Origin of the sequence: Streptomyces sp. NPDC092296 (genome assembly GCF_044755465.1) — a bacterium.
Lineage (GTDB): Bacteria > Actinomycetota > Actinomycetes > Streptomycetales > Streptomycetaceae > Peterkaempfera.
Genome location: NZ_JBIVRB010000006.1, coordinates 1 through 15,970, shown reverse-complemented (window position 1 = coordinate 15,970; position 15,970 = coordinate 1). Strand labels below are relative to the sequence as shown.

Annotated in this window: 18 protein-coding genes; 11 read left to right on the top strand and 7 right to left on the bottom strand. The window is 74.2% G+C overall.

Annotation, left to right across the window (positions count from 1 at the left end):
* Positions 1-158: 158 nt before the first annotated feature.
* The 4 genes from ACIQGZ_RS16480 (at position 159) to ACIQGZ_RS16465 (ending at position 3,806) form a co-directional block, all read left to right on the top strand.
* Positions 159-383, top strand: a complete 225-nt coding sequence (locus tag ACIQGZ_RS16480) for a YozE family protein (RefSeq protein ID WP_402602416.1) — start codon at positions 159-161, stop codon at positions 381-383.
* Positions 384-509: 126 nt separating this feature from the next.
* The gene (gene asnB / locus ACIQGZ_RS16475) at positions 510-2,360 is read left to right on the top strand and encodes an asparagine synthase (glutamine-hydrolyzing) (protein WP_402602415.1); all 1,851 of its coding nucleotides are present in this window, start codon (positions 510-512) and stop codon (positions 2,358-2,360) included.
* 164 nt (positions 2,361-2,524) lie between these two features.
* Entirely contained in the window at positions 2,525-2,920 is a 396-nt protein-coding gene (locus ACIQGZ_RS16470; protein WP_402602413.1) for a hypothetical protein, read from the top strand.
* A 52-nt stretch (positions 2,921-2,972) separates the two neighbouring features.
* Complete coding sequence (locus tag ACIQGZ_RS16465) at positions 2,973-3,806, top strand: ribonuclease BN (protein WP_402602412.1); 834 nt, start codon at positions 2,973-2,975, stop codon at positions 3,804-3,806.
* Positions 3,807-3,822: 16 nt separating this feature from the next.
* Here the strand turns inward: ACIQGZ_RS16465 and ACIQGZ_RS16460 are convergent, their stop codons facing one another.
* Positions 3,823-4,404, bottom strand: a complete 582-nt coding sequence (locus ACIQGZ_RS16460) for an AAA family ATPase (protein WP_402602410.1) — start codon at positions 4,402-4,404, stop codon at positions 3,823-3,825.
* A 144-nt stretch (positions 4,405-4,548) separates the two neighbouring features.
* On the opposite strand from ACIQGZ_RS16460, the gene ACIQGZ_RS16455 reads away from it, so the two are divergent.
* Complete coding sequence (locus tag ACIQGZ_RS16455; protein WP_402602408.1) at positions 4,549-4,824, top strand: isoamylase early set domain-containing protein; 276 nt, start codon at positions 4,549-4,551, stop codon at positions 4,822-4,824.
* A 91-nt stretch (positions 4,825-4,915) separates the two neighbouring features.
* Here ACIQGZ_RS16455 and ACIQGZ_RS16450 read toward each other — a convergent pair whose 3' ends face one another.
* A complete protein-coding gene (locus tag ACIQGZ_RS16450; RefSeq protein WP_402602407.1) occupies positions 4,916-6,544 on the bottom strand; it encodes a putative glycoside hydrolase in 1,629 nt (542 codons plus the stop codon).
* A 215-nt stretch (positions 6,545-6,759) separates the two neighbouring features.
* On the opposite strand from ACIQGZ_RS16450, the gene ACIQGZ_RS16445 reads away from it, so the two are divergent.
* Positions 6,760-7,803 carry a polysaccharide deacetylase family protein gene (locus ACIQGZ_RS16445; protein ID WP_402602405.1) on the top strand — a complete coding sequence of 348 codons (1,044 nt, stop codon included), beginning with the start codon at positions 6,760-6,762 and terminating at the stop codon, positions 7,801-7,803.
* 130 nt (positions 7,804-7,933) lie between these two features.
* On the opposite strand, the gene ACIQGZ_RS16440 is transcribed toward ACIQGZ_RS16445, so the two are convergent.
* On the bottom strand, positions 7,934-8,896 hold the full coding sequence (locus tag ACIQGZ_RS16440; protein WP_402602404.1) for a DUF2382 domain-containing protein: 963 nt from the start codon (positions 8,894-8,896) through the stop codon (positions 7,934-7,936).
* 191 nt (positions 8,897-9,087) lie between these two features.
* The gene (locus ACIQGZ_RS16435; protein ID WP_402602402.1) at positions 9,088-9,396 is read right to left on the bottom strand and encodes a DUF6401 family natural product biosynthesis protein; all 309 of its coding nucleotides are present in this window, start codon (positions 9,394-9,396) and stop codon (positions 9,088-9,090) included.
* Positions 9,397-9,540: 144 nt separating this feature from the next.
* On the opposite strand from ACIQGZ_RS16435, the gene ACIQGZ_RS16430 reads away from it, so the two are divergent.
* Positions 9,541-10,383, top strand: a complete 843-nt coding sequence (locus ACIQGZ_RS16430; RefSeq protein ID WP_402602400.1) for a hypothetical protein — start codon at positions 9,541-9,543, stop codon at positions 10,381-10,383.
* A 90-nt stretch (positions 10,384-10,473) separates the two neighbouring features.
* Here ACIQGZ_RS16430 and ACIQGZ_RS16425 read toward each other — a convergent pair whose 3' ends face one another.
* Positions 10,474-11,226 (bottom strand): winged helix-turn-helix domain-containing protein, encoded by a 753-nt coding sequence (locus ACIQGZ_RS16425; RefSeq protein WP_402602398.1) that lies wholly within the window; start codon positions 11,224-11,226, stop codon positions 10,474-10,476.
* A 305-nt stretch (positions 11,227-11,531) separates the two neighbouring features.
* The gene (locus ACIQGZ_RS16420) at positions 11,532-11,786 is read right to left on the bottom strand and encodes a hypothetical protein (protein ID WP_402602396.1); all 255 of its coding nucleotides are present in this window, start codon (positions 11,784-11,786) and stop codon (positions 11,532-11,534) included.
* A gap of 113 nt (positions 11,787-11,899) precedes the next feature.
* On the opposite strand from ACIQGZ_RS16420, the gene ACIQGZ_RS16415 reads away from it, so the two are divergent.
* Together ACIQGZ_RS16415 and ACIQGZ_RS16410 are read left to right on the top strand one after the other, a co-directional pair.
* Positions 11,900-12,298: a hypothetical protein gene (locus tag ACIQGZ_RS16415; protein ID WP_402602395.1), complete on the top strand. Its 399-nt coding sequence runs from the start codon at positions 11,900-11,902 to the stop codon at positions 12,296-12,298.
* Positions 12,267-12,827 (top strand): VOC family protein, encoded by a 561-nt coding sequence (locus ACIQGZ_RS16410; protein ID WP_402602394.1) that lies wholly within the window; start codon positions 12,267-12,269, stop codon positions 12,825-12,827. The genes ACIQGZ_RS16415 and ACIQGZ_RS16410 overlap by 32 nt, the downstream gene beginning before the upstream one ends.
* 103 nt (positions 12,828-12,930) lie before the next feature.
* Here ACIQGZ_RS16410 and ACIQGZ_RS16405 read toward each other — a convergent pair whose 3' ends face one another.
* Entirely contained in the window at positions 12,931-14,169 is a 1,239-nt protein-coding gene (locus ACIQGZ_RS16405) for an acyl-CoA dehydrogenase family protein (protein ID WP_402602393.1), read from the bottom strand.
* A gap of 124 nt (positions 14,170-14,293) precedes the next feature.
* Between ACIQGZ_RS16405 and ACIQGZ_RS16400 the strand changes: the two genes are divergently transcribed.
* Together ACIQGZ_RS16400 and ACIQGZ_RS16395 are read left to right on the top strand one after the other, a co-directional pair.
* Positions 14,294-14,941, top strand: a complete 648-nt coding sequence (locus ACIQGZ_RS16400) for a TetR family transcriptional regulator (protein ID WP_402602391.1) — start codon at positions 14,294-14,296, stop codon at positions 14,939-14,941.
* Between the two features lie 187 nt (positions 14,942-15,128).
* Complete coding sequence (locus tag ACIQGZ_RS16395; protein ID WP_402602390.1) at positions 15,129-15,812, top strand: HAD family hydrolase; 684 nt, start codon at positions 15,129-15,131, stop codon at positions 15,810-15,812.
* Positions 15,813-15,970 lie beyond the last annotated feature (158 nt).

The following is a 15,970-nucleotide window of genomic DNA, read 5'->3' as shown; positions in this document are numbered from 1 at the left end:
GCACTTGGCATGGATGCGGCAGGTGTCGGGGTGGTCACACCGTAGAAGAAGCGGAATGAGCGCGTCAATGGTCTGAACCAATTGAGGAAGCGCCCCTTCGGACGGATTGCCGCCGGCCGTCGACCACGCCGGACACCGCAGCGGGTAGGGATCGGCCCATGGACCATCAGCAGCACAAGAACTTCCGGGCCTGGCTCGTCTCGTACGCGCAGATCCACGGCCCGCTCGGCGACCTGGCCCGGACCGTACTGGATGACCCCGACTGGCCCGAAGGCCCCGCCGACCTGGAGAAATGCCGATCCCGGCTGCTGGCACGCGGCGCCGACACCGGCGCCGTGGACTCCCTGGAGGAAGCCTGGGACCGCTACCGCCGAGGCCGCTGACCACCGCCCGCACGAGGTGGCCCCGGTGGCCGGAATGCGGCTGTTGTGACCGCACACGAACGGTGCGTAGCGTGCGACGAGCGCCGCCCGGGGACGGCGGCGGGAACGCGACACAGGAGGTGCCACATGTGCGGGATCACCGGTTGGATCGCGTACGACCGGGATCTGTCGGACCAGCAGCGCACGCTGGCCGCCATGACCCGGACCATGGAATGCCGCGGCCCGGACGCCGAGGGGGTCTGGATCGCTCCGCACGCCGCCCTGGGCCACCGGCGGCTGGCCGTGATCGACCTGGAGGGCGGCCGCCAGCCGATGGCCGTCGCCGAGGACCAGCGGGAGGTGCTGGTCACCACCTACAGCGGCGAGGTGTACAACTACCGCGAGCTGCGCCGCGAGCTGGAGGCGCTGGGCCACCGCTTCCGCACCGACAGCGACACCGAGGTCGTGCTGCACGCCTACCTGGCCTGGGGCGCCGACTTCACCGCCCGGCTGAACGGGATGTACGCCTTCGCCCTGTGGGACCCGCGCACCGAGGAACTGCTCCTGGTCCGCGACCGGATGGGCATCAAGCCGCTGTACTACTACCCGCTCCCCTCCGGCGTGCTGTTCGGCTCCGAGCCCAAGGCGATCCTGGCCCACCCCTCGGTGGAGCCGGTGGTCGACGCGGGCGGGCTGCGCGAGCTGCTGGCCGTCGCCAAGACCCCCGGCGAGGCCGGCTGGTCCGGCATGCGCGAGGTGCGGCCCGGCCACACCATACGGGTGAACCGCGCCGGCCTCACCGACCAGCGCTACTGGTCGCTGGAGGCCCGGGAGCACACCGACGACCTGGACACCACCGTCGCCACCGTCCGCTCGCTGCTGGACGACATCGTCACCCGGCAGCTGATCGCGGACGTGCCGCTGTGCACCCTGCTCTCCGGCGGCCTGGACTCCAGCGTGATCACCGCACTGGCCGCCCAGGGGCTGCGCGGGCAGGGCCGGGGGCCGGTGCGCTCCTTCTCCGTCGACTTCGTCGGCCACACCGAGCACTTCACCGCCGACGCGCTGCGCCCCACCCCCGACGCCCCGTACGCGCACGCCATGGCCGAGCACGCGGCGGCGGACCACCGGGACATCGTGCTGGACACCGCCGCCCTGATGGACCCGGGCAACCGGGACGCGGTGCTGCGCGCCCGGGACCTGCCGGTCGGCCTGGGCGACGGCGACACCTCGCTGTACCTGCTGTTCCGGGCCATCCGGGAGCACTCCACGGTGGCGCTGTCCGGCGAGTCCGCCGACGAGGTCTTCGGCGGGTACCGCTGGTTCCACGACCCGGCGACGGTCGGCGCCGACACCTTCCCGTGGGTGGCCGCGCTCCAGGGCTTCACCGGCCGGGACGGCGGCTCCCGCGAGGCGCTGCTGGACCCCGGGCTGCTGGCCGACCTCGACCTGCCCGGCTACCGCGACGCCCGCTACCGCGAGGCGCTGGCCGAGGTGCCGCACCTGCCCGCCGCCGACGCCCACGAGCGGCGGATGCGGGAGATCTGCTACCTGCACCTGACCCGCTTCGTGCAGCTGCTGCTGGACCGCAAGGACCGGATGAGCATGGCCACCGGCCTTGAGGTGCGCGTCCCCTTCTGCGACCACCGGCTGGTCCAGTACGTCTTCAACACCCCCTGGTCGATGAAGACCTTCGACGGCCGGGAGAAGAGCCTGCTGCGGGCGGCCGCCCGCGATGTGCTGCCGACCGCCGTCGCGGAGCGGGTCAAGAGCCCGTACCCCTCCACCCAGGACCCGCGCTACGCCCGCGCGCTGTGGGGCCAGCTGTCCCAGGTGCTCGCCGACCCGTCCGCCCCCGTGCACGCGCTGCTGGACGCCTCCGCCGCGCAGCGGGTGGCCGCCGCCGAGGGCGACCCGGACTCGGTGCGGGGCACGGCCGAAATGGTGCTGGAGCTCAACACCTGGCTGCGGGAGTACGGGGTACGGCTCAAGCTGTGACGCCGCTCGAACCGTGAACGGGCCCAGGCTGTGAACGGGCCCGATCGCCGTCCGCCGCCGGCGCCCGGGGTGGGCACCGCCGAACCCGGCGCGGTGCCCACCCGCCCGCCCGCCACGGTGGCGTCCCGCTCGCGGAACGCGGTGCGGCGCCGCACGCTTGAGGGGTGAGCGACGAGCGGCCCCGCGATCCGGTACCGCCCGGCTGGCCGGACGCGGTGCGGCCGCCGGGGGCGGCGGGCTGGCAGGAGTCGGCGGTGCGCTGGCTGTGGACGCTGCTGCCCCCGGCCTGGGCGGAGTACGACGTCTTCCACCGTCAGCCGCTGCTGCTGGCCCGGCAGGCCGATCTCCAGCTGCGGGCCCAGGTCGCCGGGCTGCGGCACGGCTGGGCCACCACCCGCCGGGACCTGGCCGAGGCCGGGATGGACCCGACCACCGTCGACCGGACCCTTGAGGTGTACGCCGTCGAGGGCGGGCGGCTGCGCGAGGTCGACCGGCAGTTGCGGCTGGTCACCGACGCGCTGGTGCGCTCCATCCGGGAGCGGGCCCGTCCGCATGCCTAGCCGGGGCGGGCGGCGGTCCGCCCTGCCCGGTGCCGGCCCGGCGGGACCGGGGATGCCGCAGCCGCGCTGGTATCGGCGGCTGCATCTGACCTGGCACCGCTCGGGGGTGCGGCGCGGCTGGCGGCGCGGCGGTGAGCTGGAGCTGATGCACCGGGCGCTGAGCTTCGCGGCGCTGGGGCTGGTCACGCTGGTGCCGCTGCTGATCGTGGTGGCGGCGGCGGACCCGGTGGGGCGGCACGGCTTCGCGCAGTGGGTGGTGGACGGGATGGGGATCTCGGGGCGGTCGGCGGCGGCGGTGCAGCGGCTCTTCGCGGCGCCCCGGCGGGTGCTCAGTACGACCAGTGCGTTCAGTGTGGTGGCGCTGGCGGTGTTCGGGCTCTCCTTCGCGTCGGTGGTGCAGACCGGGTACGAGCGGGTGTGGGACATGTCGGCCGGTCCGTGGCACTCGGCGTGGCGGCGGATCGTCTGGCTGGCGGTGCTGACCGGGTATCTGTTCGCGGATGTGCAGAGCGCCGCGGTGCTGCACCGGCTGGGGTGGGTGCGGGTGGCGGCGACGCTGCTGAGCGCGGTGCTGTTCTTCTGGTGGAGCCAGCGTTTCCTGCTCGGCGGCCGGCAGTCCTGGCGGTCGCTGCTGCCGGGGTCGGCGGCGACCGTGGTGGGGCTGGTGGGGCTGCGGGTCTTCTCCTCGCTGGTCTTCGCGCCGCTGATCGTCTCCAACGCGGTGAGCTACGGCCCGGTGGGCACCGTGCTGATCGTGCAGTCCTGGCTGATCGGCGCGGGGGTGGTGGTCTTCGGCGGCGCGCTGGTGGGCCGCCAACTGCTGGAGGAGCGCCGCCTGCTGGAGGAGCGGCACCGCGCCCACCGGCGGCGGCACCGGGCCGGATGAGGACCGGCCCGGCAGCTCACCGCCGCCGGAGCAGCGCGTCGACCTGCGCCGCCGCGGCCGGGGCGCCTGCCCGGTTGTCGATCTCGTGGTGCGGCACGGGCGGCGGCTCCCCGGGGCGGGTACGGGCGACGAAGGCGGCGAAGTCGGCCAGCTTTCCGGTGTCGCGCGGGCTGCGGCGGGCACGCAGCCGGGCGGCCAGGGTGGCGGCGTCGGAGCGCACCCAGACCAGCCGTACCGGGTCGCCGCCGAGTTCGGCCGCCCAGCGGTGCCAGTGGTCCGGGTCGCGGATCTGCCCGGTGAAGGGGGCGACCAGCAGGACGGGGCAGCCGGCCGCGCGGACCTGCCGGGCGGCGGCGGTCATCCCGGCGTACTCATGGACCTTGACATGGGCGTCGTACCAGGGCCCCTCCCGCTCGCCCGGCGGCCTGCCGTGCCCGGTCTGCACCTCGCCGACGAACCCGGCGAACAGGGTGTCCTTGTCCAGCAGCGCCGGAACCGGCCGCAGGCCGGCCAGCAGCAGTTCGGCCACGGTGGACTTGCCGGCCCCCGGGGCGCCGGCCACCACCCACACCGCGGCCCGGTGCGTACGCTCCTCCATCCGCTCATGCTCCCCCATCCGCCGGTCGTGCGGCGGCCGGTCGGGTGAGTCGCGGCGGGGACGGCCCCGCCATCGGGCCGCCGGGCGCCGGCCGGGGCGAGGATCGCTTCGACCCTTACCCCACCCCGCGAGGAGCCGACAGCCGTGCTGGAGCGAACCAAGCGCAAGAACCGCACTGAGGTCACCTTCGTCCTGCCCGCCGACCATCCGCACACCGAGGTGAGCGTGGTCGGCGACTTCAACGACTGGCAGCCCGGCGCCCACCCGCTGGAGCCGCGCCCGGACGGTTCGCGTGCGGTGACGGTCGCGCTGCCGGCCAAGTCCCGGTTCGGCTTCCGCTACCTGGCCGAGGGCGGCCACTGGTTCGACGAGGAGCACGCGGACGGGCACGACGGCGGCAACGGCTATCTGCTGACCTGACCCCACCGGCCGCGCGTCGGCCCCGCCCGGGAGCTTCCGGGCGGGGCCGCTGTGCTGCGGGGGCCGTACGGTGGGGGCCGTACGGTGGAGGTCAGTGCATGACGGCCAGTGCGTCGCCCTGGTACTTGGCGCCGGCGTTCCACAGCAGGAAGGACTGCATGCCGTCGTCGGCGGCGGCGCGGATCTCCTCGTGGACCTCCTGCGGCCCGTAGTGGACGCCCAGCGAGAAGTCCTGGAGCCAGGGCATCACCTGGGCCTCGCTGCCCTTGGTCTTGCGGGCGAAGTCCGCCAGCGAGCGCTGCACGATGTCGTACGGCTGGGCGTTGGGGTCGGCCACCTTGTACTCGCCGGGACCCCAGTGGGAGGGGTAGACCATCGGCGCGATGTAGTCGGCCTGCTGGGCCAGCAGCCCGATGTCCTGGGCGATCTCCTTGGGCCGGCTGGCCGCCACGCCGAACACCGAGACGCCGAGGAAGGCGCCCTTGGGCCGGACGACGGCGCGGGTCTCGGCCACGAAGCCGGCGATGCTCTGCTCGGGCGTGTCGCTGCCCAGGCCCTCGAACTTCATCCCGGAGAGCGGGCCGTCGGGGCGCCGCACATAGTCGTACAGGATGTCGTCGAAGCCCAGCGAGGCGGCCTCGGACGCCAGGTCGATGTTGTAGCGGCGCACCGTGGTGTCGGCGAAGTTGGTGAAGGCCAGCGAGCCGTAGTTGCCGCCGCCGTAGGGGTCGCCGCCGGGGGTCTGCACCACGGAGGAGCGGTGGTCGCCCTGCCAGGCGGCGTTGGCCAGGATCGGGTCGCGGAAGGCGACGATGCGGCCGATGACCTGCGCGCCCAGCTTGTGGATCGCCTCGATGGCCTGGCGGGCGTCGTAGTAGCCCTTGGCGGCGCCGATCCGCCGGGCCAGCGGCACCTTGCTGGCGTACCCGATCTCGCCGTCCTCGTCCTTGATGTCCAGTTCGACGGCGTTGAGCTTCTTCTGCCGGATCAGGTCGAGCACGCCCTCGCGCAGGCTGTCGGAGGTCCAGCCGATGGCGGTCAGGTGCGCGGCGCGCATCAGCGGGTGCTTGACGACCGCCTGCACCGTACCGGTGGCGACGTTGCCCGCCCGGTCGGTGGCGGTGACCTTGATGACCGGCGGCGGGTTCTGGACGGTGACCTCGAACGTCCCGTCGGCGCCGATGTCGGTCTTGCGGCCGTTGACCTCGATCTGGCGGGCACCGCTGGCCCGGCCCCGGACGGTCACCGGCGCGTGCAGGCTGGCGGCCTGGGCGGGGCCGAGCCGCAGGACGGGCGGGGAGGTGTCGACGGTGAAGGTGCGGCTGGCCCGGGGGCTGGTGAACGGGATCGATCCGCCGCTGCCCTCGACGGAGAGCCGGTGCTTGCCGTCGGCCAGCGCGGGGGGCTGGATCTCCAGCCGGTCGCCGTTCAGCCGGGTGGGCACCGGTCGGCCGTCGAGGGTGACCCGCAGGCTGCGCAGCAGCGAGGTGTCGTCGGCGGTGACGGACATGGCCAGCGACTTGGCGTGCGCGGCGTTCAGCACCGAACCGCCGCTCAGCCCGCGGACCGTCAGTTCCGGCGTGAGCGCCTGGACCGTGAAGGCGCCGGCCGCCCCGCAGGCGACCACGACCCCGGCGGCGAGCGCCAGCCGGCCCTTGCGGGTGCGCAGAAAGGAGCGTTTCCGGGTCGCGTCGGCCCGGCTTGCGGATGCAGGAGACATTCGACACCAACTTGATCGATGACTGACCGTCGATGAGAGATTGACCAAATAAGGTCGGATAATCCTGTTAATTGCCGCATATCACCCGGACGGACCGGCCGGTTCCCCCGGCACACCCGGCAGCGGGCATTCCTTGCGCCGTTCGGCGGCAGAACGGTTGTGACCCCCGGCCCGGAGGCAACGTCTTGGCTGTCCGTCACCACCCGGGAGGTTCCGTGCGTCGCTCCGTACCAGTCCTGTCCGCCCTGCTCGTCGGTCTGCTGGCCACCTCGTGCTCGGGAGGCGGACCCGCCGGGACCGGCGGCCCGGCGGCCACCGGCGCGGCCGCCCGCCCGGCCGGCGACCTCCGGTCGCCCGCCGCCGGCGCCGCCAAGGACCCCGCCGCCGTGCACGCCAACGAGCTGGGCGCCGTCCCGGTCCTGATGTACCACCAGCTCAGCGAGCACCCGGCGAGCGTCTACGACCGGACCCCGGCCGACTTCCGCGCCGAGCTGGAGCGGCTGGCCCGCGAGGGGTACGTGCCGATCACGGCCGCCGAGTTCACCAGCGGGCGGATCGACATCCCGGCGGGCGCCCACCCGGTCGTACTGACCTTCGACGACTCCACCAACAGCCAGGTCAAGCTGGGCTCCGACGGCAAGCCCGACCCGAACACCTCGCTGGGCATCCTGCTGGACGTCGCCAGCCGCCACCCCGGCTTCCGCGCCACCGCGACCTTCTTCGTCAACGGCGACCCCTTCTCCGCCACCGGCAGCAAGGCCGCCCTGACCTGGCTGGCCGCGCACGGCTTCGAGGTCGGCAACCACACCCTGGACCACGCCAACCTGCGCGGCCTGGGCGAGGCCGAGGTGGAGCACGAGATCGCGGACGACCTCAAGGGCATCAAGCAGATCCTCCCCAACGCCAATGTGGTCTCGCTGGCGCTGCCCTTCGGATCGATGCCCAAGCCCGGCTCGCTGGCCGTCCAGGGCGCCTCGGGCGGCGTCTCCTACCACCACCGCGGCGTCTACCTGGTCGGCGCCAACCCCTCGGTCTCCCCCTTCGCCGCCTCCTTCGACCCGACGGCGATCCCGCGCATCCGCTCCGAGGCGGCGACCGGCGAGGAGGCGGAGTTCGGCTCCACCAGCTGGCTGGACAAGATGGCGCAGAGCCCGGCCAACCGCTACACCTCCGACGGCGACCCCGACACCGTCGCCTTCCCCAAGTCGGAGCAGTCCCGGCTGAACCCCGCCTTCGCCAAGCAGGCCCGCCCCTACTGAGCGCCCGTACGCCGCTGAGGGCGCCGACGCACGGCGGCGGCCGCGGTCCCACCCCGAAGGGGGTCCCGCGGCCGCCGACCCACGGCTCCGGCAGGCGGCCCGTGCGGGCCGACCGCCGTCACCCGTGCCGTCACTCCAGGGTGGTGCGGCCCTGGTCCGGCGTCTCCGCCTCGATGCGCTCCTTGCGCACCTGGCCGCTGACGGTCTCCTGCTCGACGTGCTCCTCGGTCGTCAGCCGGACCAGCTCCACCGGCACCGTCTCCACGCTGGTGACCGCCTGCTCGTCGTGCAGCACGACCTCCTGCTCGGCCTCGGAGAGCTCCGGGCCCGCCATGGCCTTGTCGCGGTTGGCGTCGGTGATCGGCTCCCGCTCGATCCGGACCGTCTCGTGCCGCACCGGGACGGTCATCTGCTCCTCTTCGGTGACCACGTACTTGCGCAGCCGGGCGCGGCCGGTCTCGTGCCGCTCGGTGCTGACCCGCAGCCGCTGCTCCGAGCGGGTCATCGGCTCGCCGGCGGTGGCCCGGTCGCCCTCCCGCCCGCCCCGCCGCAGGCCGGTGTCGGCCGGGGCGGCGTACCCGGTGTCCGCGACCCCGGCGGCGCCCGCCGTGCCGCGCTTGCCCTTGACGCCCTTGCCGGTCTCGGTGCCCGCCGCGCCCATGGCGGTGCCGGTGCCCATGGCCGTGCCCGCCGCCGTGCCCCTGCCGGTGCCCGACTTCGTACCGGACACCCAGTCGCCCTCGCCGGAGCGGCTGGACTGCGCCCAGGTGGCGTCCAGGTCGATCCCGTAGTAGTCGTAGAGCCGGTGCTCCTCCCGCTCCGAGAGGTGGCCGCCGGCGTCGACGTCGACGTTCGGGGCGTCCTTGACCTTGTCCTTGGGATAGGCGACCTGCAGGTGATCCTCCACCACGGTGGCGTCGTGGATGGGCACGAACGACTCGCTGCTTCCGAACAGCCCGGTGCGCACACTCACCCACTCGGGGCGGCCGCTGGCGTCGTCGAGGAAGACGTGCTTGGCCTCGCCGATCTTGTTGCCGTCGGCGTCGTAGACCGGGTGGTCGAGCACCTCGGTGATCTGCTGTCTGGTGATCATGCCTGACCCCTTTCCGTTCACGGGTCGCATTACCCCCACATGGCGCACGAAACGGATCGAATCGACTCAATTCACCCATGTCTTGCCCGAAGGGGACCAGTCAGCGCGCAAGGGGCCCCTGCCGCCGTGCCAGGGACCTCCGCCGCCGTGCCAGGGACCTCCGCCGCCGTGCCAGGGACCTCCGGGGCCGATCAGGGCCGGGAGTCGCCCGCCGGGAGGAAGCCCGCCTCGACCGCGATCCAGCAGAGGGTGATCAGCCGGACGGCGGGGAAGAGGTCGGGGTCGTGCGGCCGCCAGCCCTGGTCGTACAGCTCGTCCAGGAAGCCGACCACGTAGTCGGCGAGGTGCTCGGCGTCCAGCGGTATCGCGTCGCACACGGCCGCGGCGTGCTGGTCGACGGCGGCGAGCAGTCCCGGCTCCCACTCCAGGCGGGTCAGCTCGGGGCCGTAGACGGAGGCCAGCCAGGCAAGCGGGGCCGGCGAGTAGCTCTCGTGGGGCATTCGTCCACCCTAATGACGCGGATACCGCCCCAAACCCCCTCGTACGGGTGTCTCTGCTCACACCCGTCCCCAGCCCCCTTTAGAACGAATGTCTGCATTGCCGGGAATGTCGCAGAGGGCGGACGGGTACCCACCGCTCACCTGATGCGATCCGCGCGGTCCGAGGAGGACGCCATGCTCAACACCACCACGCTGGCAGCGGTGGACGTCACCGGAGGGATCTCCAACGCCTGGAGCGCGGTGGCGACCTTCGTCCCCAAGTTCGTGGCCTTCCTGGTCATCCTGGTCATCGGCTGGGTCATCGCGCGGATCGTGGCCAAGGCGGTGGGCGCCGTGCTCGGACGGGTCGGCTTCGAGCGGGTGGCCGAGCGGGCCGGCATCGCCAGGGCGCTGGAGCGGAGCACCTGGAGCGCCACCGAGATCATCGCCAAGCTGGTCTACTACGCACTGCTGCTGATCACCCTGCAGATCGCCTTCTCGGTGTTCGGCAACAACCCGATCAGCCTGCTGCTCAAGGGCGCGCTCTCCTGGCTGCCGAAGCTGGCCGTCGCGGTGGTCATCGTGATCGTGATGGCGGCCATCGCCTCCGGCGCGCGCACTCTGATCCGGGGCGCGCTGGGCACCCTCCCGTACGCCAAGCCGCTCGCCATGATCGCGTCGGTGTTCATCATCGGCCTGGGCCTCATCGCGGCGCTCAACCAGATCGGGGTGGCGATCACGGTCACCATGCCGGTGCTGATCGCCGTGCTGGCCTCGCTGGCCGGCATCCTGATCGTCGGCGTGGGCGGCGGCATGATCCGGCCCATGCAGCAGCGCTGGGAGCGCTGGCTGACCTCGGCCGAGGGGCAGACCGAGGCCACCCGCAGCCAGATCGAGGCGTACCAGCGCGGTCGGCAGGACGCCCGGGGCGCCGTCGCACCGGAGACCGCCGGCGGTGCCACCAGCGCCGAGCAGCGCAGGCGGCAGCCACCGGACGCCGAGCGCTGAGCGGCGGTGGCGGCGGCGCACCGGCCGCCGTGCCCGGGTCGGGGCCGGGCGCGGCGGCCGGCGGGGTGCCCGCCGGTGTCGTACGGCGGTTCAGCCGCGCGTGAGCGGCGCGTACTTGTAGCCGACCCGGCGCACCGTCACGATGCTGTCGCGGTGCGCGGTGCCGAGCTTGCGGCGCAGCCGGGCGACATGGACGTCCACGGTGCGGCCGTCGCCGACGTGTCCGTAGCCCCACACCGCCGAGACCAGGTGGTCACGGGAGTGCACCCGGTGCGGATGCGCCGTCAGGTGGGCGAGCAGTTCGAACTCCAGGAAGGTCAGGTCCAGTGGCCGGCCGTCGACATGGGCGGTGCGGCGGTCCAGATCCACCGTGATGCCGACGGCGTCCTCGGCGGCGGCGGGGTCGGCGGCGGGGGTGTCTCCACTGTGCTCGGCGCGACTGTCGGTCAGGGGATTGCCGGCCAGGGAGCTGCCGGCCAGGGGACTGCCGGCCAGGGGGCTGTCGGCCAGGGGGCTGTCGGCGGCGCGGATCTGCCGGGCGCCGGGCGGCGGCGGGCTGCCGGCGGGCAGCAGCACCAGGTAGCCGACCATCGGGGCGCCGTGCCGCTGGGCGGCCGCACCGCCGTACTGCTCCAGCAGCTGGGCGGGCAGCGCGGCCTGCGGCAGGGCGGCGAGTACGGCGCCCTCCGGCAGCTGGTCGGGGAAGAGCGGCCGGACGGGTTCGGCGGCGGGGCTTCGGGTGTCCGAGCCGTCCGAACCGTCCGAGCTGTCCGGGCGCACGGCGCGCAGTCGGGGGACGGTGGGGGTGGCAGGGGTCACCGGCAGGGTGGAGGCGATCGACATGGCAGCGGTTCCTTCGCGCGAGGGGGACGGATGCGGTACGTCGTCTGCGCGCGGTCCGGACAGCCGGGCCGACCGGGAGGCTCTGCTCCGGGTCAGCCGTGACGGTGTCCGCGCGCGCCCAGTGCGCGGGGACACTTCTGGTCGAAGTGGTGGTACTGCCGGGACGGCCAGAACGGCTCAAGGTCGCGGCGACCCGATGCTCCGTTCGAGGTGGTGTCCATGGCCCTATTGAACCAGACGTACGGTGCGGCCCGCTGCCCGCGTGACCGGGTCAGCGGGCCGCACCCGCGATGCCTCGCCGGGCGTCAACCCATCGACGGGGGCGGCGGTTCGGGCGCGGGCTCCGGCTCGGGGTCCGGGACGGGACCCGGGCGGGACGGGCCGGGCACCGGCTCGGGGCCGGGCAGCGGGCCCGGTCCGGGGGGCGGCGTCGGCTTGGGCGGCACCGGGTCGGGGTGGGTCGGGCCGGGCCGGGGCGGTCCGGGCATCGGGACCGGGGGCACCGTACCGACGGCGGCCCGGCGGGGGGCGTCCGGTTCGTACGGTGCGGGGCTCTTCATGTCGTCACTCCTCCTGCGCTGGTCGGTGTTGCTGCCTGCTGGGCCGCCTACCCGGCGGCTGCCCGGATACCCGCCGGGTGGCGGTCGGCGGGCGCCGGGTCCACGGTGGAGGGATGACGGACGACGCCCGCCCGCGCACCGGTGTCCCGCCCGGCTGGCCCGCCCGGGTGCTGCCGCCGGGCACGCCGGGGTGGCAGGAGGAGGCGCAGCGCTGGCTGTGGGAGTTGCTGCCGGCCCAGTACGGCCGCCATCCGCTGCTGCACCGACAGCCGGTGCTGCTGGCCCGGCAGGCGCTGCTCCAGGTGGAGGCGGAACTGGTGGCGCTGCGCAAGGGCTCGCGGTCGGCCCGGGTGGACCTGGCGGGCCTGGCGATGGACCCGGCCGTCGTCGAGGAGGCACTGCGGCTCTACGCGGCCGAGGGCGAGCGGTTGCAGGAGCTGGCCGGGCAGGCACGGCTGGTGACGGATGCGCTGGTGCACGATGTGCGGCGGGCGGGGGCGGGTGGTGGCTGAGCGGGCGTCCGGGCCGGCGGGGGTGCGGGGCATCGACCATGTCGGGGTGACCGTCCCGGACCTCGATGCCGCGACGGCGTTCCTGGTGCGGGCGCTGGACGCCGAGGTGCTGTACGACACGCTGCGGCGCGAGGAGGGTCCCAAGGGCGGGGCCGGGGTGGAGGCGCGGCTCGGCGTGCCGGCCGGTACCGCGGAGGTGGCGATCCGGATGCTGCGGCTGCCGAACGGACCCGGGCTGGAGCTGTTCGAGTTCCGGGGCCCCCGGCAGGACCCGGCCGCGCTGCCCTGCGATCTGGGCTGGCAGCATCTGGCGGTGTACGTGGACGACCTGGACGCCGCCGCCGCACGGCTGGCCGGGGCCGGGGCGACGCTGCTGGGCGAGCCGCGTCCGCTGCCCGAGCGGGAGTCGGGCCCGCGCAACCGGTTCCTGTACTGCCGTACGCCGTGGGGGTCCACGCTGGAGCTGATCAGTTACCCGGACCCGCAGCCGTACGAGCGGCGGACCGCGCGGCGGCGCTGGCGGCCGTGAGCACCGGGCCCACGGGGGCGCTCCGGGGCGCCCCTCCCCCGCACGCGGGAGGGGCGCCGGTCGGGGGGCGGGCCCAGGCGGGGCGAACTCAGCCGCGGCGGGCTCAGCGGATGTGCAGGCCGGAGAGGGTGCGGGCGATCACCAGGCGCTGGATCTCCGAGGTGCCCTCGAAGACGGTGTAGACGGCGGCGTCGCGGTGCATGCGCTCCACCGGGTACTCCCGGGTGAAGCCGTTGCCGCCGAGGATCTGCATCGCCTGGCCGGTGACCCACTTGGCGGTCTCGCCCGCGTACAGCTTGGACATCGAGCCCTCGGCGGCGGTGAAGGGCTTGTTGTCGGCGGCCATCCAGGAGGCGCGCCAGACCAGCAGCCGGGCGGCGTCGATCCGGGTGCGCATGTCGGCGAGGGCGAAGGCGATGCCCTGGTTGTCGATGATCGGCCGGCCGAACTGGACGCGGGTCCTGGCGTAGTCGAGCGCCACCTCGTACGCGGCGCGGGCGATGCCCACCGCCTGGGCGCCGACGGCCGGGCGGGACGCCTCGAAGGTGGCCATGGCGGCGTTCCCGCCGCGCTGCCGGGCACCGCCCCCGGCCTGGGCGGCGGCGCGCTCGCGGGCCCTGGCCAGGCGCTCGTCCAGCTTCTCCTTGCCGCCGAGCAGGCAGTGGCCCGGCAGCCGGACGTCGTCCAGCACCACCTCGGCGGTGTGCGAGGCGCGGATGCCGTGCTTCTTGAACTTCTGCCCCTGGCTGAGGCCGGGGGTGCCCGGCGGGACGACGAAGGACGCCTGGCCGCGTGCGCCCAAGGCCGGGTCGACGGTGGCGACCACGACGTGGACGCCCGCGATGCCGCCGTTGGTGGCCCAGGTCTTGGTGCCGTTGAGCAGCCACTCGTCCTTGGCCTGGTCGTGGACGGCCCGGGTGCGCATCGCGGAGACATCGGAGCCGGCGTCCGGCTCGGAGGAGCAGAAGGCGGCGACCTTGACGTCCTCCGGAGTGCCGAACATCTGCGGCACCCAGGTGCCGATCTGCTCCTCGGTGCCGTTGGCCAGCACGCTGACGGCGGCCAGGGTGGTGCCGACGATGGCCAGCCCGATGCCCGCGTCGCCCCAGAACAGCTCCTCCATGGCGATCGGGATGCCCAGCCCGGAGGGGTCGAAGTACTGCTGGGCGTAGAAGTCCAGCGAGTAGATGCCGAGCCTGGCGGCCTCCTGGATGATCGGCCAGGGCGTCTCCTCGCGCTCGTCCCACTCGGCGGCGGCCGGCCGGACGACATCGGCCGCGAAGCCGTGCAGCCAGTCGCGGACGGCGATCTGGTCCTCGCTGAGCTCCAGCGTGAAGGTCATCTTCTGCTCCGGTGAATCCGAATGCCATGGTGTTACCGGGGGTAACCTCTCTCTGGAAGAGTCTGTTACCGGGCAGTAGGAATGTCAACGCCCCCGGCCGGGGGCACGGCGAGGGAGGAGCGCGATGGCCGACGGCACAGCGGGACAGCCGGGGCAGCGCCGGGAGCAGCTGCTGGACGCCGCCGACCGGGTGATCTGGCGGGACGGCCCCGGCGCGAGCATGAACGCCATCGCGGCCGAGGCGGGCATCACCAAGCCCATCCTGTACCGGCACTTCAGCGACAAGCACGGCCTCTACCAGGCCCTGGCCGAACGCCACACCGCCGGGCTGCTCGCCGCCGTACGGGCCGCGCTGGCCCGGCCGCTGGAGCGCCGCGACCTGGTGGAGGCAGTGCTGGACACCTATCTGGCGGCGATCGAGTCCCGGCCGCAGGTGTACCGGTTCCTCACCCACCCGGAGGCGGGCGACGGCCTCGGGCCGGGCGGCCCGCTGGCACCCGCGCTCCAGCGGATCGCGGACGAGCTCGCCGCCGCCATCCGCCTCCAGGTCGACCTGGGCCCGCAGGCCGATCTGCTGGCCGAGACCTGGGGACGCGGCATCACCGGGATGGTGCTGGCGGCCGGCGACTGGTGGCTGGACCGGCGGCCCTGCTCCCGCGAGGCGATGGTCCGCTCGCTCGCCGACCTGCTCTGGGGCCGGCTGGCAGCGGCCGGGCAACGCCCGGTGGCGGCAACGGCGGCCCCACCGGACCCCGCCCCGGCCCGACCCTGAGCCACGGCCCCCACCCGAGCCGCCACCCGAGGCACGGGCCATCGCCCACTCGGCGCTGTACGGAGTACGGCGTTCTCGCGCAGCCCCGCGCCGCCGGGTGTGCGCGGCCGGACAGCGGGCAGCGGTCCGGGGCGGGCACTCGGGCGTGGCCCGGGGGGTCGGGATGGCGGGATGGCTGGAGGTCGGGATGGCGGAGAAGAGCGGCGGCGCGGCGGCGCTGCTCGATGTGGACGGCACCCTGGTGGACACCAACTATCTGCACGCCGTGACCTGGTGGGAGGCGTTCCGGCAGTCGGGCAGACCGGTGCCGATGGCGGACATCCACCGGACGATCGGCATGGGGTCCGACCGGCTGATCGGCCGGCTGCTGGGCGAGGACCGCGACCGCGAGCAGGACGCCGCGATCACGGCGGCGCACCGCGCCCTGTACGGGGAGTACTGGACCCGCCTGGCCCCGCTGGAAGGCGCAGCCGACCTGCTGCGGGAGTGCAGGCGGCGCGGCTGGACGGTGGTGCTGGCCAGTTCGGCGCAGGGCGCTGAGCTGGCGGCGATGCGCCGGGCGCTGGACGCCGAGGACGTCGTAGCGGACGCGACCAGCTCCGACGACGTGGCCGGCAGCAAACCGGCGCCCGACCTGGTGGAGCAGGCGCTGCGGCGGGCCGGGGTGGCGGCCGACCGGGCGGTGTTCGTGGGTGACACCGTCTGGGATGTGACGGCGTGCCGCCGCGCCGGGGTGCCCTGCCTGGGCGTGCTGTCCGGCGGGATCAGCGAGCGGGAGCTGCGCGAGGCGGGCGCCGCCGAGGTGTACCGGGGCCCGGCCGAGCTGCTGGAGCGGATCGGGGACAGCCTGCTGGGTGCGCCGCCGCGCTGAGCGGCGGCGGCCGTTTCGGCCCTCGGCGCCCGGGTACGCGCCGCTCGCCCGCGCCCCGAGCAGCCCCGTTATGTTTTCCGCGGCTCCGCAACGGGGCCGCTGGCCTCCGGGCCCGGCATGACTGTTGCCCCCTGTCGAAGGCATGACCTGGGGGGTGG

Bases quoted from the DNA above. Each gene is read 5' to 3' on its own strand.
- ACIQGZ_RS16450 (WP_402602407.1), bottom strand. From the start codon at position 6,544: ATGTCTCCTGCATCCGCAAGCCGGGCCGACGCGACCCGGAAACGCTCC.
- ACIQGZ_RS16440 (WP_402602404.1), bottom strand. From the start codon at position 8,896: ATGATCACCAGACAGCAGATCACCGAGGTGCTCGACCACCCGGTCTAC.
- ACIQGZ_RS16460 (WP_402602410.1), bottom strand. From the start codon at position 4,404: ATGGAGGAGCGTACGCACCGGGCCGCGGTGTGGGTGGTGGCCGGCGCC.
- ACIQGZ_RS16430 (WP_402602400.1), top strand. From the start codon at position 9,541: ATGCGATCCGCGCGGTCCGAGGAGGACGCCATGCTCAACACCACCACG.
- ACIQGZ_RS16425 (WP_402602398.1), bottom strand. From the start codon at position 11,226: ATGTCGATCGCCTCCACCCTGCCGGTGACCCCTGCCACCCCCACCGTC.
- ACIQGZ_RS16480 (WP_402602416.1), top strand. From the start codon at position 159: ATGGACCATCAGCAGCACAAGAACTTCCGGGCCTGGCTCGTCTCGTAC.
- asnB (WP_402602415.1), top strand. From the start codon at position 510: ATGTGCGGGATCACCGGTTGGATCGCGTACGACCGGGATCTGTCGGAC.
- ACIQGZ_RS16435 (WP_402602402.1), bottom strand. From the start codon at position 9,396: ATGCCCCACGAGAGCTACTCGCCGGCCCCGCTTGCCTGGCTGGCCTCC.
- ACIQGZ_RS16410 (WP_402602394.1), top strand. From the start codon at position 12,267: ATGTGCGGCGGGCGGGGGCGGGTGGTGGCTGAGCGGGCGTCCGGGCCG.
- ACIQGZ_RS16400 (WP_402602391.1), top strand. From the start codon at position 14,294: ATGGCCGACGGCACAGCGGGACAGCCGGGGCAGCGCCGGGAGCAGCTG.
- ACIQGZ_RS16395 (WP_402602390.1), top strand. From the start codon at position 15,129: ATGGCGGAGAAGAGCGGCGGCGCGGCGGCGCTGCTCGATGTGGACGGC.
- ACIQGZ_RS16465 (WP_402602412.1), top strand. From the start codon at position 2,973: ATGCCGCAGCCGCGCTGGTATCGGCGGCTGCATCTGACCTGGCACCGC.
- ACIQGZ_RS16415 (WP_402602395.1), top strand. From the start codon at position 11,900: ATGACGGACGACGCCCGCCCGCGCACCGGTGTCCCGCCCGGCTGGCCC.
- ACIQGZ_RS16405 (WP_402602393.1), bottom strand. From the start codon at position 14,169: ATGACCTTCACGCTGGAGCTCAGCGAGGACCAGATCGCCGTCCGCGAC.
- ACIQGZ_RS16420 (WP_402602396.1), bottom strand. From the start codon at position 11,786: ATGAAGAGCCCCGCACCGTACGAACCGGACGCCCCCCGCCGGGCCGCC.